Raw genomic sequence first — 13,891 nt, 5'->3', positions numbered from 1 at the left:
GGCGATCTCGCGTCGCCGTCTTGGGGACGACCGGGGGCCGCGAGATCTCGAACAGGTTACGAAACGAGCACGGGCTCGTCCAGGGCGGGGCGCTCGAAACTGTGCGTGACGCTCGTTAACACGGCTGGACCAGGGGGAGCAGGGGTCGATTGTGGTGGGGATTACAAGCTGTCACCACAGCACGGGCGGGGTGCATCCGCTTTGTACGTCCCTTGTACCCGGTTCGGTGATCCTTCGGGCCACAAGCCATTCCGACTCATGGAGGACCAGGATGTTCACGAAGGCCGCCGTGCTCACGGCGCTCACCGCCGCGACTTTCGCCGTGGCCGCACCGGCTCAGGCGGAAACCGGGGCCACGACGGCGCTGCCCACGGCGAACATGGAGGCCGTGCTGAAGGCGGCCCAGATCGACCCGCGCCGCGCCGACGACACCCAGACCCCGGGCGCGCACGACAGCGTCCTGCTCGTCGAGCAGGCGCTGCAGGCCAAGGGGCTGCTCGACAGCCAGTACGTCGACGGCTACTTCGGCACGACGACGATCACGGCCTACTCGCAGTACCAGAAGTCGCTGGGCTACACCGGGATCGACGCGTCCGGCCTGCCGGGCAAGACGTCGCTGGAGAAGCTGGGCGAGGGCCGGTACACGGTCACCAACCCGGTCTCCGCCGGCAGCCAGGTGACCTACCACGGCAAGACCCTCAACACCCGCACCAAGGCGATGCTCGTTGCGGCGGAAGGAAAGGCCGGCTTCCAGGTCGCCCTGACGCAGGGCTCCTACAACCCAGGCGGGGTCGACGCCTCGGCCGGCACGCACGACGGCGGCGGCGCGATGGACATCTCGGTGTCCGGGATGTCGTCGGCCAACCGCACCACCCTGCTGAAGGCGCTGCGCAACGTCGGCTTCGCGGCCTGGTACCGCACGCCGGCGCAGGGCTTCGACTACCACATCCACGCGATGGCCATCTCCGACCCGGACCTGTCGTCGGGTGCCCAGCACCAGACCGGCGACTACTACCTGGGCATGAACGGCCTGGCCGGCCGCGGCGCCGACGACGGCCCCCAGGTCACGAAGGTCACCTGGGAGGAGTACCAGCGCGGCTGATGCCGGTGGTGCGCCCGGCCGTGGTGGCACGGCCGGGCGCACCGGTGGTTTGATCGGGGAACCGACGACATGGGGGTGCTTCGATGCCGCAGAAGGCGTTCCGGTTCGGCGTGGTCGCGACCGCGACCGAGGGCGGCGCGCAGTGGCTCGCCACCGCTCGCCGCGCCGAAGAGCTCGGCTATTCGACGCTGCTGTGCCCGGACAACCTGAACATGCCGACGCCGACCGCGGCCCTCGCCGCGGCCGCCGCGGCGACGACCGAGCTGCGTGTCGGCTCGTTCGTGCTGGCCAGCCCGCTGCGCACCGCCCGGGCGGCGGCCTGGGAGGCGCACAGCCTGACCGTCGTCACGGAGGGCCGGTTCGAGCTCGGCCTCGGCACCGGGCGGCCGGAAATGCGGCAGCAGGCCGAAGAACTCGGGCTGCCCTACGGCTCGGGGCAGGAGCGGCTCGACTCGATTTCCGAAACGATCGACCACGTCCGCCGTCTCGACGGCGACGCGCACACGCCGGTGATGATCGCCGCCGGCGGCCCGAAGGTGCGCCGCCTCGCCGGGCTGAAGGCCGACATCGTCACGATGGCCGGTGGGGTGCTGACCACCCGGGAGGAAATGACCGGCTACGTCGAAGAAGTCCGTGCGGCGGCCGGTGACCGCGACATCGAGTTCGCGATGAACATCTGGGTCGTCGGCGACGAGGTGCCGCCGTGGATCCGCGGCTTCATCGGGGTCGACGCCCAGACGCTGATCGAGCACGACTCCCTCGGCCTGCTCCGCGGCGACAGCGCCGACGACATGGCGGCCGAGCTCGAACGCCGCCGCGAGGAACAGGGCGTGAACTACTTCAGCGTCAACGGCGCGTTCCTGGAGCAGTTCGCTCCGGTCGTGGAGCGGCTGGCGGGGAAGTGAGCGTCGCCGGGTCGGTGTTGGCGCCGCAGAGCAGGACGGCGACCCGCTCGCCCGGCGCGGGCCGGTAGGCGCCGGAGAGCAGGGCGGCGAACGCGGCCGCTCCGCCGGGTTCGACGGCGAGGCGGTAGCGGTCCCACAGCGCCGCCCGCGCCCCGGCGATCGCGCTGTCGTCCACCAGCACCGAGCCCGCGTCCGTGCGGGTGGCGACGGCGAAGGCGATGTCGCCGAGCCGGGACGCGCCCAGCGAGTCGGCGGCGATCCCGGAGACGTCGACGGAGACCGGCGCGCCCGCGGCCAGCGCCTCGTGCAACGTCGGGATCGTGCGCGGTTCGACGCCGACGACGCGTGCCCGGCCCTCGACCGCGGCGGCGACCCCGGCCAGCAGCCCGCCGCCGCCGACCGCGACGAGGATCGTGTCCAGGCCGCCGGTCTGCTCGAGCAGCTCCAGGCCGAGGGTGCCCTGCCCGGCGCAGATGTCGGGCTGGTCGTAGGCGTGGCAGAAGAGCTCGCCGGAGTTCGCCGCGTGCTTCACGGCCGCGTCGTAGGCGTCGGCGTACTTCTCGCCGGCCAGCTCCACCGCCGCGCCGAGCTGCCGCAGCTTCGCGACCTTCACCGCGGGCGCGGTTGCCGGGACGTAGACCCGCGCCGGGAGCCCGAATTCCCGGGCGGCGTAGGCGACGGCCAGTCCGGCGTTGCCGCCGGAAGCGGTCACGACCCCGGCGACCTCGCCCGCGGCGATGATCCGGTTGAACGCCCCGCGGGCCTTGAACGACCCGGTGTGCTGCACCTGCTCCAGCTTGAACCACACGCCTTCGTCCGCGGCGAGCACCGGCGTCCGGCGGACCCGGCCCTCGATGCGCGCGGCCGCCCGTTCGACATCCGCAGTGCTGATCATGGCTCCAGAATGCGCGCGGGTGGGCGTAAGCACCAGCGACGTCTCCTATGCTGGATCAAGCAGCACTTACGGCTGGAGGCTCCCGTGCTCGACGCCCACCGCCTGGCCGTGCTGGCGGAGGTGGCGCACGCCGGCTCGATCGCCGCGGCCGCGCGCCGGCTTTCCTTCACCCCGTCCGCCGTTTCGCAGCAGCTGGCCAAGCTGGAGCACGACGTCGGCGCCCGGCTGCTCGACCGCCACGCCCGCGGCGTCACGCTCACGCCGGCCGGGGAGGCGCTGCTCGTCCACGCCGAGGCGATCGTCGGGGAGCTGCGCACGGCCGAGCGGACGGTCCGCGGTCTGCTCGAGGAGGAGCTCACCGTCGGCACGTTCGCGAGCGCGGGCATGACACTGGTGCCTGCCGCGCTCGCGGAGTTCCGCCGCGAACACCCCGGCGTGGCGCTGCGGCTGCTGGACCTCGAGCCGCCCGACGGGTACGGCCTGGTCAGCTCCCGCGAGCTCGACCTGCTGATCACCCACCGCTACCCGGGCGCGCCGCTGCCCGACCCGCGCGGCCTGCAGCGGTCGCTGCTGCGCACGGAGCGGTTCCGGCTGATCCTGCCGCCGGGACACCCGAAAGCGCGGGTCCGCCGGCTCACGCTGCACGCACTGGCCGCCGAGGACTGGATTTCCGGCAGCCCCGGCGTGCCCAACCGGGCGTGCCTGGAGCAGCTCGCCGATGCGGCAGGTGTCCGGCTGCGGGTGGCCTACGAGACGCGGGACTACCAGGTGATCGTGGCGCTGGTGGAGGCCGGGCTGGGCATCGCGTTCGTGCCGGAGAGCGTGCTCGAGCGGGTGGGGACGGCCCGCGTCGAGGTGCGCGACGCGGCGGACGCCCGCCCGGCCCGGGACGTCTTCCTGGTCCACCACCGGCGCCCCGGCCGGCTGGTCACCGAGATGGTGGCGCGGCTCAGCCGGTGATCCGGCCTTCGAACCGCGCCGAAGCCGCCCGCAGCGCGTCGAAGCACGCCCGCACCGCGCCGCGGTCCTCCTCGCCCGCCCGGCAGATCGCGTGGATCGTGCGGGTCAGCGCCGGCCGCGTGGTCAGGATCCGGACGCCCTCCGGGAGCCGGTCGCGGGCCAGGCGGGGGACCAGCGCCGCGCCGACGCCGCCCGCCACCAGGGCCAGCTGGGTCGGGTAGCCGCCCACCGCGTAGCTGATCCGCGGCTCCAGCCGCTGCTTGCGCAGCACCTGGACCAGCCACTCGTAGCACCCGGACCCGGCGCTCCAGCCGATCCACGGCAGATCGTCCACTTCGGACAGGTCGACCGCCTTGCGGTGGGCCAGCCGGTGCCCGGCGGGCAGGGCGAGGTCGGCGACGTCGGAGAACAGCGCGATGCTCGTCGTCGACGGCGGGAGCACCGTCGGGCGGTCGTTCCAGCTCTCCAGCACGGCGACGTCGAGGTCGCCGGCCAGCACGCGGGGCATCGTCTGCTCGGCCTCGCCCTCGTGCAGCGTCACCGCCAGCCGCGGGTGCTGCGCGGCGAGGGTGGCCAGCGCGGGCGGCAGCAGCGCGTGCACCGTCGTCGGGATCGCGCCGATCCGCAGCGGCCCGATGACGTCTTCGCGCAGCGACTCCAGGTCGGCCTTCGCCTCGGCGACCTGGGCGAGGATCCGTTCCGCGTGCCCGGCCAGCACCAGCCCCGCCTTCGTCAGCCGGACCCCGCGGCCGCGGGGCTCCAGCAGCGGCTGGCCTGCTTCCCGTTCCAGCTTCGCCAGCTGCTGCGACACCCCCGACGGTGTCACGTGCAGGGAATCGGCCGCCGCGGCGACCGAACCGTGGGTGGCGACCGCGTGCAGCGCCCGCATCCGCTCGAGTCCGAACACGGTAGGGATGCTACCGAATTCCCGGCAGGAACATTCGCTTGTCCTTGACAGTCGGCGCCCGCAGGCTGGAGGCGTGCTCACGACCGTGCCCACCCTGAGGCCCACCCGCCGCCTCGACCCGCGGCTGCTCGCCGCGCTCGGCAGCTTCTGCATCTCGTTGTCGTCGGTCTTCATCAAGGTCTCGCACGTCAGCGGCAGCACCAGCGCGTTCTGGCGCTGCCTGCTCGCGCTGCCGGTGCTGCTCCTGCTGGCCCGGCGCGAACGGCGGAAGGGCGGCCGGCGCCGCGTGCTCTTCCCGCTGCTGGCCGGGGCCGGGCTCGGCCTGGACTTCGTGCTGTGGGGCGAAGCGATCCCGCGGGTCGGCGCCGGCATCGCGACCGTGCTCCTCGCCGTGCAGGTGGTGATCGTGCCGCTGCTGGCGTTCGCGTTCCTGGCCGAGCGGCCGTCCAAGCGGTTCCTCGCCGCGGTGCCCGTGCTGCTCGGCGGGATCGTGCTGGCCGGCGGGTTCGCCGGCACCGGCTCGTTCGGCCCGGACCCGGTCACCGGCGCGGTCGCGGCGCTGCTGGCCGGCGCCGGGTACGCCGGCTACCTCTTCCTGATCCGGCTCAGCGGCGGCACCGGCACCCAGGCCCATTCGCTCGTGCTGGCGACCGTCTCCGCCGGCGCGGTCGCCGTCGTGCTCGGCGTCCCGACCGGCACGCTCGACCTGACGCCCGGCCTGCCCGCGTTCGGCTGGCTGGTCGCGCTCGCCGTCGTCGGCCAGCTGGCGGGCTGGCTGCTGATCTCCGCCGCGCTGCCCCGGATGCCGGCCACCACGGGCGCGACGCTGATGCTGCTGCAGCCGGTCGGGGCGGTGCTGCTCGGCATCGGGCTGCTCGGGGAGAGGCCCGGGTGGGCGCAGCTGGCCGGCTGCGCGGGAGTCGTCGCCGCGGTCTGTTTCGCCGGTGGTGGACGTTCTGCGCGCGAAGGCCGTCCCGGCTAACGTCGCGGGCATGCGAGTGCTGGTGGCCGGGGCGTCGGGGTTCGTCGGCAGCAGGCTGTGCCCGGCGTTGGAAGAGGCCGGGCACGAGGTGCTCGCGATGACCCGCCACCCCGCGAAGTACCGCGGCGCCGGGAAAGCCGTCCGCGGCGACGTCGCCGACGTCGGCTCGCTGCGGGACGCGCTCAAGGGGGCCGAGGCCGCGTACTACCTCGTGCATTCACTCGACAGTGCGGACTTCAAGCGCCGCGACGCCGACGCCGCGCGCGCGTTCGCCAGGGCCGCGGAGGGCGCGGGCCTGCGCCGGATCGTCTACCTCGGCGGCCTCGGGGACGACGACGACTCGCTGTCGGACCACCTGGCCAGCCGCCGCGAGGTCGAGCGGCTGCTGGGGGAGACCGGCGTGCCGGTGACGGTGCTGCGCGCCGGGATCGTGGTCGGCCACGGCGGCACGTCGTGGGAACTGACCCGGCAGCTGGTCGAGCACCTGCCGGCGATGGTGACCCCGCGCTGGGTCAACACCCGCACGCAGCCGATCGCGATCGCCGACGTCGTCCGCTACCTGGCCGGCGTCCTCGACCACCCGGAGGCCGCCGGGCGGACGTTCGACATCGGCGGCCCCGAGGTGCTGGCCTACCGCGACATGCTGCAGCGGGTGGCCGCGATCGAGGGCCGCCCGCTGGTGATCCTGCCGGTGCCGCTGCTGTCCCCGCGGCTGTCGTCGTACTGGCTGTCGCTGGTCACGGACATCGACGTGCCGACCGGCCGGGCGCTGATCGACTCGATGACCAACGAGGTCGTCGTCCGCGACGACTCGATCCGCCGGATCGTCGAGTTCGAGCCGATGGGCTACGACGAGGCGGTCCTGCAGGCGCTGGGCGAGCGCGCGAAGAGCCGTCGGTGAAGCCCTTGCTCGCCGCCGTGACCGCCGCCGGCTCCGGCCTGCTCGGCGCGTCACTGGCCAGCCGGCCCGGATCCCGCCGCTTCCACGTGCTCACCGCGTCGGTCGCGGCGACCTGGCTCGCGGGCGCCCATGCGGCCGGGCCGGTGCGCCGGGGACGCGGGGACGTCGTGCAGCCGGTGGCCGTGGGGGCGGGCGCGTTCGGCGTGTTCTACGGGTGCGCGCTGGTGGCCCGCCGCATCCCGCTCCTGCGCAGCGCGATCACCGGCGTGCTGGACCACGCCCACCGCGGCTCCAGGGCTTCGGTGGCGGCCACGGCGTTGCTGACGGGAGCGGCGGAGGAGGTGTTCTTCCGCGGCGCGCTCTACGACGCGGCAGGGCCACGGGCTTCGACGGCGGTGTACGTGCTTTCGACGACGGCGACGAGAAACCCCGCGCTGGTGCTGGCCTCGGCGGTGATGGGCACGCTGTTCGCGTGGCAGCGCGGGCGTTCGGGCGGGGTGCAGGCGCCGCTGCTGACGCACGTGGTCTGGTCGGCGCTGATGCTGGCCTTCATGCCGCGCCTGTTTCCGCCCGAAACGCTCGACTCGTCCGGTGTGCGCGCGCCAAGATGACTCCTCGTGCGGATTCTCCCCGCGGCGTTCGCCGTTCTCGTCCTCGCCGGCTGCCAGGCCGAAGTGCCCGGCCGGGCGTCGGGAGACGGATTCGTCGTGAAAGACGGGACGCGGCTGCGGTTCCGCCCGGTGCTGGGCGAGCTGCCGCCCGGGCCGGCGGCCGGCGCACCGGGAGAGCGACAGAGCACGAACCCCGTCGCGCAGGAGGCCGCGGCGCGAGCGCTCGACTGCGGCCGGGACGCACCGGACACCCTCGACGGCCGGGACGATCCGGCCCTGCCGCTGGTCAGCTGTGACGCCCTGACCGGGGCACGGTACGTCCTCGGCCCGGGGTTCCTCAGCGGAGCGGACGTGGGGTGGGTGGAAGCCCGGCTCGATCCGGCGACCGGGAGCTCCGTCGTCAACCTCGGCTTCACCGCGGCCGGGGCGCGGACGTGGGCGGAGTGGACCGGGCGCAACGTCGGCAACCAGGTCGCGATGGTCGTGCGGAGCCGGGTGCTCACCGCGCCGCAGATCCAGGCCGCCATCACCGACGGCGCCACGCAGATCTCGGGCCGGTTCACGCTGCCGGAAGCCGAGCGGCTGGCGCGCGACATCACCGGCGCCTGAGGCCTCAGCAGGGGCGCGCTTCCCGGCAGGCCTCCGTGTTCGTCTTGCTGCTCGCCTGCTGCAACAGCGTGTAGAGCGTCTCGCGCTGGTCGTCGCTCAGTGCGCTGAACACCTCGTCCTCGACCGCCGCCAGGGCGAACTCGGCGCGCGCCAGCAGCTTCGCGCCCACGTCGGTCAGCTCGACCAGGTGCCGTCGGCGGTCCTCGGGTGAGCGGCGCCGCTCGACCAGGTTCTCCGTCTCCAGCTCGTTGAGCAGGGTGACCACGTTCGTGCTGTCCATTTCCAGGAACTTCGCCAGGTCCTGCTGCGAGCTGCCGCCGGCGTCGCGCAGCACCGTGAGGGCGATCAGGTGGCGCGGCCGCAGGCCGAGCGGGGCCAGCACCGACTCGCTGCGCAGCCGCAGCCGGCGCGCGAGGTGGTCGAGCAGCGCGCCGCAGCGGTGCGGGGGCTGGTTGACGACCGGGAGCGAGGTCATGCGCCCAGTATATGGGCAGTCCAATGGTCGATGTGCTATCAATAGTTTGTCCTACACCAACGATCTATGGACGGCTAACGACATGGCTCATCTTCTGCACATCGACTCGAGCATCCAGGGCGACGCCTCGGTGAGCCGGCGGCTCAGCGCCCGGGCCGCGGCGGCGTGGCGCGCCGCGCACCCGGACGGCACGGTCACCTACCGCGACCTGGGCGCGAACCCGCTCCCGCACCTCGACGCGACGAGCGGCCTCGCCGACCGGGTGCCACCGGAGCAGCACACGCCGGAGCAGGCGGCGGCCTGGGCGCGGACCGTCGAGGTGATCAGCGAGGTCAAGGCGGCCGACACCGTGCTGCTGGGCCTGCCGCTGTACAACTTCGGCCCGCCGAGCAGCGTCAAGACCTGGGTCGACCACCTCATCGCCCCCGGGCTTTCGGTCGACCAGGAGACCTACACCGGCCTGCTCGGCGGCCGCGAGTTCGTCGTGCTGGCCAGCCGGGGCGGCGGCTACGGCGAGGGCACCCCCCGCGAAGGCTGGGACCACGCCCAGCAGTGGCTGCCGCACGGCGTCTCCCTCACCGGCCTCGAGCCGCGGTTCATCACCGCCGAGCTGACGCTGGCGCCGGCCCGCCCGGCGATGGCGGACCTCGTCCCGCTCGCCGAGGAAAGCCTCGCCGCGGCGGAGCGCGCCATCGACGAGCTGTGGGTCCAGGCCCGGGTCTGAGCCGGCCCAGGAGGGCCCGACGCCGAGGAGCTCCGGCTCGGCGCCCGTGACGTCCGGCCGCGCGGCGGAGTACGCGCGGCCGGCGTCGGTCCACCCCGGCTCGACCGCCTGCGTGTCGAGCGGCGAGCAGCTCACCCCGACGGCAGCAACGCCCGGGCCGGGCGGTACCGTGCCGCGGCGGGCGGACTGACGTGGTGCGGCTTGGGCCGCACCCGGGGCGAGGAAGGTCGGGTTTGAGCGCGCACACCTCCCAGATGGACGACATCCGGCTCGTCGCGCAGCCCAGCGCGCTGCCGGTCACCGAGCTGTTCGTCCGCCTCATCCTCACCGACTGGTCCCTGATGCCGATGCTGGATCAGGTGACCGGCACGGCGAAACACCTGGTCGGCGCCGTGATCGACGCCAGTGACCCGAAGGCGCCCGCCTTCGTCACGCTGCGGCTGCGGCTGCACGCCGAAGTGCTGTCGGTCGAGGTCGACGACGACGTCCCCGGCCGTCCGGACACCCCGGGCCGCCCCGGCGAGCGGATGGGCGTCGCGCCCGCCGACGGCGGCGGCCGGACCACCTGGTGCGAACTCCCCCTGCCGGGTGGGATGTCCGCGCGGCAGGTCCGCCTGCCTCGGCGCCAGGACCGCCGCACGCTGGTCGACGAGCCCGTCTCGGGCGACCCGGTGGCCGCCGACCCCGAGGTCCTCGAACGCCTCCTCACCCGGCTGAGCGGCTGGTCCGGCCAGAGCTGAACGTTTTCGCCCGCGCGTCCGTGCCTCCAGGCAGGGGCTGACGTGTGGACGCGAGGAGGCAGCCGCCGTGCGGATCGTGATCGCGGAGGACGACGCCCTCCTGCGGGAGGGACTGGTGCTGCTCCTGCGCAGCGAAGGGTTCGAGGTCGCCGCCGCCGTCGACCACCCCGGTGACCTGGTGACGTCGGTCGAGAGCGTGGAACCGGACCTGGCCGTCGTCGACGTCCGGATGCCGCCGACGTTCACCGACGAAGGGCTCCAGGCCGCCCTCGAAGCCCGGCGCCGCGTGCCCGGCCTGGCGATCCTCGCGCTCTCGGCGTTCGTCGAAGACGGCTACGCGGGTGACCTGCTGGCCGCCGGCGGCGGGGGCGCCGGGTACCTGCTCAAGGAGCGCGTCGGCAAGCCCGACGAGTTCCTCGGCGCCCTCCGGAGCGTCGCCGCCGGCGGCACGGTCCTCGACCGGGACGTCGTGGCCGTCCAGCTCGCCCGGCCCCGGCCCGGCGACCCGGTGGCGAACCTGACCGCCCGCGAACGCGAAGTCGTGGCCCTGCTGGCCGAAGGCCATTCGGTGCCGACGATCGGGCGGCTGCTCGGCATCGGCACCGCCGCGGCCCGGCAGCACGCCGGGGACGTCAGCACGAAACTGCGCGTCCCCGACGGTGCCCAGGCGATGCTCAGCTACCTGCGGGCGTGAGCACCTCGGCCTGCCGCTCGCGGTAGCGGGCCACGTTGGCCAGCTTGACGTCCTCGTAGCCGCGGACCAGGTCGGGCAGCTCGGCCAGGGCCAGCGCCCGCGCCCGGTCCGGCGTGCGGAACGCCTCCAGGACGACCGTGCGGTAGTCCTCGATCAGCTCCCGCTCGACCCGCCGCACCTCGGCGCGGCCGAACGGGTCGAAGCGGGTCCCGCGCAGCCGCCGCAGCGCGTGGAGCAGCCGGAACGCCGGCCGGAACCACGGGCCGAGGCTGATCTTGCGCTGCATGCCCAGCGCGCGCAGCACCGGCGGGTGCAGCCGGTAGGCGTACCGCGTGCCCGCGCCGAACTGCTCCTCGAGGCCGTCGGTGAACGCCGGGTCCAGCGACAGCCGCGCGACCTCGTACTCGTCCTTGTACGCCATCAGCTTGTACAGGTGCTTCGCGACGGCCTCGGTGATCTCCGTCGGCCCGTCCTCCAGCACCCGCACCCGCTCGACGAACTCCGCGTACGCGCGGGCGTAGGCCTTGTCCTGGTAGGCGATCAGGTCGGGGACGCGGATGTCGAGCAGCCGGGCCAGCTCGGAGCCGGGCTCGGCCTGCACCAGGGTCCGCACGGCGCCGGGCTCCGCCGTCCGGACGGGCTCCGGGGTGGCCGCCGGGGGCTCGGCCACGAGCAGGCGGCCGCGGCGGAACGCCTGCAGGTTGGCGGCGACCTGCGTGCCGTTGAGCTCGATGGCGCGTTCGATCGCCGACGCGGGCAGCGGGAGCGCGCCGGTCTGGAAGGCCGCGCCGAGCTGCAGCACGTTGGCGAACTGGTCGTCGTCGAAGAACTCCTCGGCCAGGCCGCGCGCGTCCAGCGACATCGTGCGCGCCGTGGCCGCTTCCAGCGGCGCGAGCACGCTGCCGGGGTCCGGGAAGGACACCGTCGTGTCGACGACCATCCGGCCAGTCGGCACCTCGGTCGTGGAGACCACGGCGGTCGTGCGCGCCGGATCGGCCACCCCGAGGTTCGCCGCGTCCGCCCCGACCAGCGCGTCGCAGGCCAGGTAGAGGTCGCATTCGCCGGCGGCGAGCTTCGGGGCCTGCTCGACCGGCTCCGCCGTCACCTTGAGGTCGGAGACGACCGCGCCGCCCTTCTGCGCGAGCCCGGTCTGGTCGAGCGTGCGGACGTGCCGGCCGTCGAGCACCGCGGCGGTGGCGAGGATCTGCGTCACGGTGACCACGCCGGTGCCGCCGATCCCGGTGATCCGCACGGTGAAGTCGGTTCCGCGGGTCTCCGGGGCCACGATCGCGTCGGCGGCCAGCCGGGCGGTCTTCCTGCGCCGCTTCTTCCCGGACGGCACCACGGTGACGAACGACGGGCAGTCCCCGGCCAGGCAGGAGTAGTCGACGTTGCACGACGACTGGTGGATCGCGGTCTTGCGGCCGAACTCGGTCGCCACCGGCTGCACGGACAGGCAGTTCGACTTGGTACCGCAGTCGCCGCAGCCTTCGCAGACGCGCTCGTTGATCACCACGCGCGTCGCGGGCGCGGTCTGCTTGCCGCGACGGCGTTTCCGGCGCTTCTCGGCCGCGCACTCCTGCTCGTGGATCAGCACGGTGACGCCCTTGACCTCGGCCAGTTCCTCCTGCGTGCGCAGGAGTTCGCTGCGGTCGCGCACCTCGACGCCGTCGGGCAGCTTCCGGTACTTGGCCGGTGCGTCGCTGGTGATCACGACCCGCTTCGCGCCTTCGACGAGCAGCAGCTGGGCGACCTTCTCGACGGGCAGCCCGCCGACCGCGTCCTGGCCGCCGGTCATCGCCACGGCGGAGTTGTAGAGCAGCTTGTAGGTGATGTTCACCCCGGCCGCGACCGCGGCGCGCACGGCGAGGCTGCCGGAGTGGGTGAACGTGCCGTCGCCGATGTTCTGGACGAAGTGCTCGGCTTCGACGAACGGCGCCATGCCGATCCACTGGGTGCCTTCGCCACCCATCTGCGTCACCCCGAGCACGGTGCCGACCTGGTCCGGCTCCATGAACAACGCCATGGTGTGACAGCCGATGCCGGCGCCGACCAGCGTCCCTTCCGGTACCTTCGTCGACGAGTTGTGCGGGCAGCCCGAGCAGAAGTACGGCGTGCGGGCGAGCAGCGGGACGGCGATCCGCTCGCGGCGGCGGCGTCCGCGGTAGGCGTCGACCGACGGGATCCCGGCCGGCAGGATCCTGGCCAGTCCGGCGGCGATGCCGTCCGGGTCCAGCTCGCCGAGCTCGGTGAACAGCGTCCGGCCGCCGCGGTCCTTCTTGCCGAGGATCCTCGGCGCGTCGGGGACGCCGTAGAGGATTTCCTTGAGCGCGGTTTCAACGAAGGCGCGCTTCTCCTCGACGACGACGATCTCGCCGAGGCCGTCGGCGAACTCGCGGACGATCGACGGCTCGACGGGGTGGATCGCGCCGAGCTTGAGGATGCGGATGCCGTGCTTCTCCTCGTCCAGGCCGAGGGTGCGCAGCGCCTGCTGCAGGTCCAGGTAGGACTTCCCGGCGGAGACGATGCCGATCCGGTCGGCGGGACCGCGCGCGGTGATCCGGTTGATCCCGCTCGCGCGCAGGTACTCGAGGGCCAGCGGCAGCCGGACGGTGAAGAGGCTGCGTTCGAGCTCGGCCAGGCCGGCGCCGAGCAGCCGCGAGGTCGGTGTGTGCCGGTAGGCCTTCTCGAGCCGCGGCGCGGTCCACTGTGGACTCACTGTGGCGGTGCCGGAGGCGTCGGCGACGTTGGCGACGACCTTGAGCGACGTCCACAGCCCGCTGGCCCGCGACAGCTCGACGGCGTGCATGCCGAGGTCGAGGACGTCCTGGGCGTCGGACGGGAAGAGCACGGGGATGGCCAGGTCGGCGAGGGCGAGCTCGGAGGCGCAGGGCACGGTGGAGGACTTCGCGTTGGGATCGTCGCCGACGAGTGCGACGGCGCCGCCGCGGGGGTCGGTGCCGGCCAGGTTGGCGTGGCGGAGGGCGTCGGAGGCGCGGTCGAGACCGGGTGCCTTGCCGTACCAGAAGCCGGTCACGCCCTTGCGGCCGCCCGCCCCCGCGACGAGCTGGCTGCCCAGCACCGAAGTCGCGGCCAGCTCCTCGTTCAGGCCGGGCCGGTGGACGACGTCGTACTTTTCGAGCAGCGTGGCGCGGCGGCCGAGTTCGAGGTCGTACCCGGCCAGCGGCGAGCCCTCGTAGCCCGAGACGAAGACGGCCGGGTCGCCGCCGAGGGCACGGTCGTGGCGGACGCGGTCGAACAGCAGCCGGACCAGGGCCTGCACCCCGGTCAGGTGCACGGTGCCCGCCTCCCGCAGATAGCGGTCCTCCAGCGTGAACGTCTCCACGGCGCGGCTCCCTTCGCCTTCGTTTCGGGCACGATGCGAC

At 73.6% G+C, this 13,891-nt stretch carries 15 protein-coding genes; 11 read left to right on the top strand and 4 right to left on the bottom strand.

Going from position 1 to position 13,891, the window contains the following annotated elements:
* Positions 1–271 precede the first annotated feature (271 nt).
* Positions 272–1,102, top strand: a complete 831-nt coding sequence (locus HUT10_RS11350) for a peptidoglycan-binding protein (RefSeq protein WP_176171156.1) — start codon at positions 272–274, stop codon at positions 1,100–1,102.
* Positions 1,103–1,185: 83 nt separating this feature from the next.
* Complete coding sequence (locus HUT10_RS11345; protein ID WP_176171155.1) at positions 1,186–2,007, top strand: LLM class flavin-dependent oxidoreductase; 822 nt, start codon at positions 1,186–1,188, stop codon at positions 2,005–2,007.
* On the opposite strand, the gene HUT10_RS11340 is transcribed toward HUT10_RS11345, so the two are convergent.
* Positions 1,949–2,902 (bottom strand): threonine/serine dehydratase, encoded by a 954-nt coding sequence (locus HUT10_RS11340; protein ID WP_176171154.1) that lies wholly within the window; start codon positions 2,900–2,902, stop codon positions 1,949–1,951. The two genes, HUT10_RS11345 and HUT10_RS11340, sit on opposite strands and share 59 nt — an antisense overlap.
* An 84-nt stretch (positions 2,903–2,986) precedes the next feature.
* Between HUT10_RS11340 and HUT10_RS11335 the strand changes: the two genes are divergently transcribed.
* Entirely contained in the window at positions 2,987–3,862 is an 876-nt protein-coding gene (locus HUT10_RS11335) for a LysR substrate-binding domain-containing protein (protein ID WP_176171153.1), read from the top strand.
* Here HUT10_RS11335 and HUT10_RS11330 read toward each other — a convergent pair.
* Positions 3,852–4,769 carry a LysR family transcriptional regulator gene (locus HUT10_RS11330; RefSeq protein WP_176171152.1) on the bottom strand — a complete coding sequence of 306 codons (918 nt, stop codon included), beginning with the start codon at positions 4,767–4,769 and terminating at the stop codon, positions 3,852–3,854. The two genes, HUT10_RS11335 and HUT10_RS11330, sit on opposite strands and share 11 nt — an antisense overlap.
* A gap of 73 nt (positions 4,770–4,842) precedes the next feature.
* On the opposite strand from HUT10_RS11330, the gene HUT10_RS11325 reads away from it, so the two are divergent.
* Genes HUT10_RS11325 through HUT10_RS11310 form a run of 4 tightly spaced genes read left to right on the top strand, consistent with a single transcriptional unit; the run spans position 4,843 to position 7,872 of the window.
* Complete coding sequence (locus HUT10_RS11325) at positions 4,843–5,751, top strand: DMT family transporter (RefSeq protein WP_176171151.1); 909 nt, start codon at positions 4,843–4,845, stop codon at positions 5,749–5,751.
* 10 nt (positions 5,752–5,761) lie between these two features.
* Positions 5,762–6,652 carry an NAD(P)H-binding protein gene (locus HUT10_RS11320; RefSeq protein ID WP_176171150.1) on the top strand — a complete coding sequence of 297 codons (891 nt, stop codon included), beginning with the start codon at positions 5,762–5,764 and terminating at the stop codon, positions 6,650–6,652.
* On the top strand, positions 6,649–7,263 hold the full coding sequence (locus HUT10_RS11315; RefSeq protein WP_176171149.1) for a CPBP family intramembrane glutamic endopeptidase: 615 nt from the start codon (positions 6,649–6,651) through the stop codon (positions 7,261–7,263). Before HUT10_RS11320 ends, HUT10_RS11315 begins: the two co-directional genes overlap by 4 nt.
* Positions 7,264–7,269: 6 nt before the next feature.
* Positions 7,270–7,872, top strand: a complete 603-nt coding sequence (locus HUT10_RS11310) for a precorrin-3B C(17)-methyltransferase (RefSeq protein WP_176171148.1) — start codon at positions 7,270–7,272, stop codon at positions 7,870–7,872.
* Between the two features lie 4 nt (positions 7,873–7,876).
* Here the strand turns inward: HUT10_RS11310 and HUT10_RS11305 are convergent, their stop codons facing one another.
* On the bottom strand, positions 7,877–8,347 hold the full coding sequence (locus HUT10_RS11305; protein WP_176171147.1) for a MarR family winged helix-turn-helix transcriptional regulator: 471 nt from the start codon (positions 8,345–8,347) through the stop codon (positions 7,877–7,879).
* An 82-nt stretch (positions 8,348–8,429) separates the two neighbouring features.
* Here HUT10_RS11305 and HUT10_RS11300 point away from each other — a divergent pair, with 82 nt between their 5' ends.
* From HUT10_RS11300 to HUT10_RS11285, 4 genes are all read left to right on the top strand, one after another.
* On the top strand, positions 8,430–9,071 hold the full coding sequence (locus HUT10_RS11300; protein ID WP_176171146.1) for an FMN-dependent NADH-azoreductase: 642 nt from the start codon (positions 8,430–8,432) through the stop codon (positions 9,069–9,071).
* A 46-nt stretch (positions 9,072–9,117) separates the two neighbouring features.
* A complete protein-coding gene (locus HUT10_RS11295) occupies positions 9,118–9,261 on the top strand; it encodes a hypothetical protein (protein ID WP_176171145.1) in 144 nt (47 codons plus the stop codon).
* Positions 9,262–9,304: 43 nt separating this feature from the next.
* Positions 9,305–9,811 (top strand): ATP-binding protein, encoded by a 507-nt coding sequence (locus HUT10_RS11290; protein WP_176171144.1) that lies wholly within the window; start codon positions 9,305–9,307, stop codon positions 9,809–9,811.
* Positions 9,812–9,878: 67 nt separating this feature from the next.
* Entirely contained in the window at positions 9,879–10,505 is a 627-nt protein-coding gene (locus HUT10_RS11285) for a response regulator (protein ID WP_176171143.1), read from the top strand.
* On the opposite strand, the gene HUT10_RS11280 is transcribed toward HUT10_RS11285, so the two are convergent.
* Positions 10,486–13,851, bottom strand: a complete 3,366-nt coding sequence (locus HUT10_RS11280) for an indolepyruvate ferredoxin oxidoreductase family protein (RefSeq protein ID WP_254896827.1) — start codon at positions 13,849–13,851, stop codon at positions 10,486–10,488. The genes HUT10_RS11285 and HUT10_RS11280 overlap by 20 nt on opposite strands.
* Between the last annotated feature and the right edge of the window lie 40 nt (positions 13,852–13,891).

The sequence above is a fragment of the Amycolatopsis sp. Hca4 genome (genome assembly GCF_013364075.1).
GTDB lineage: Bacteria > Actinomycetota > Actinomycetes > Mycobacteriales > Pseudonocardiaceae > Amycolatopsis.
This window is presented reverse-complemented; position numbering and strand designations above follow the sequence as displayed.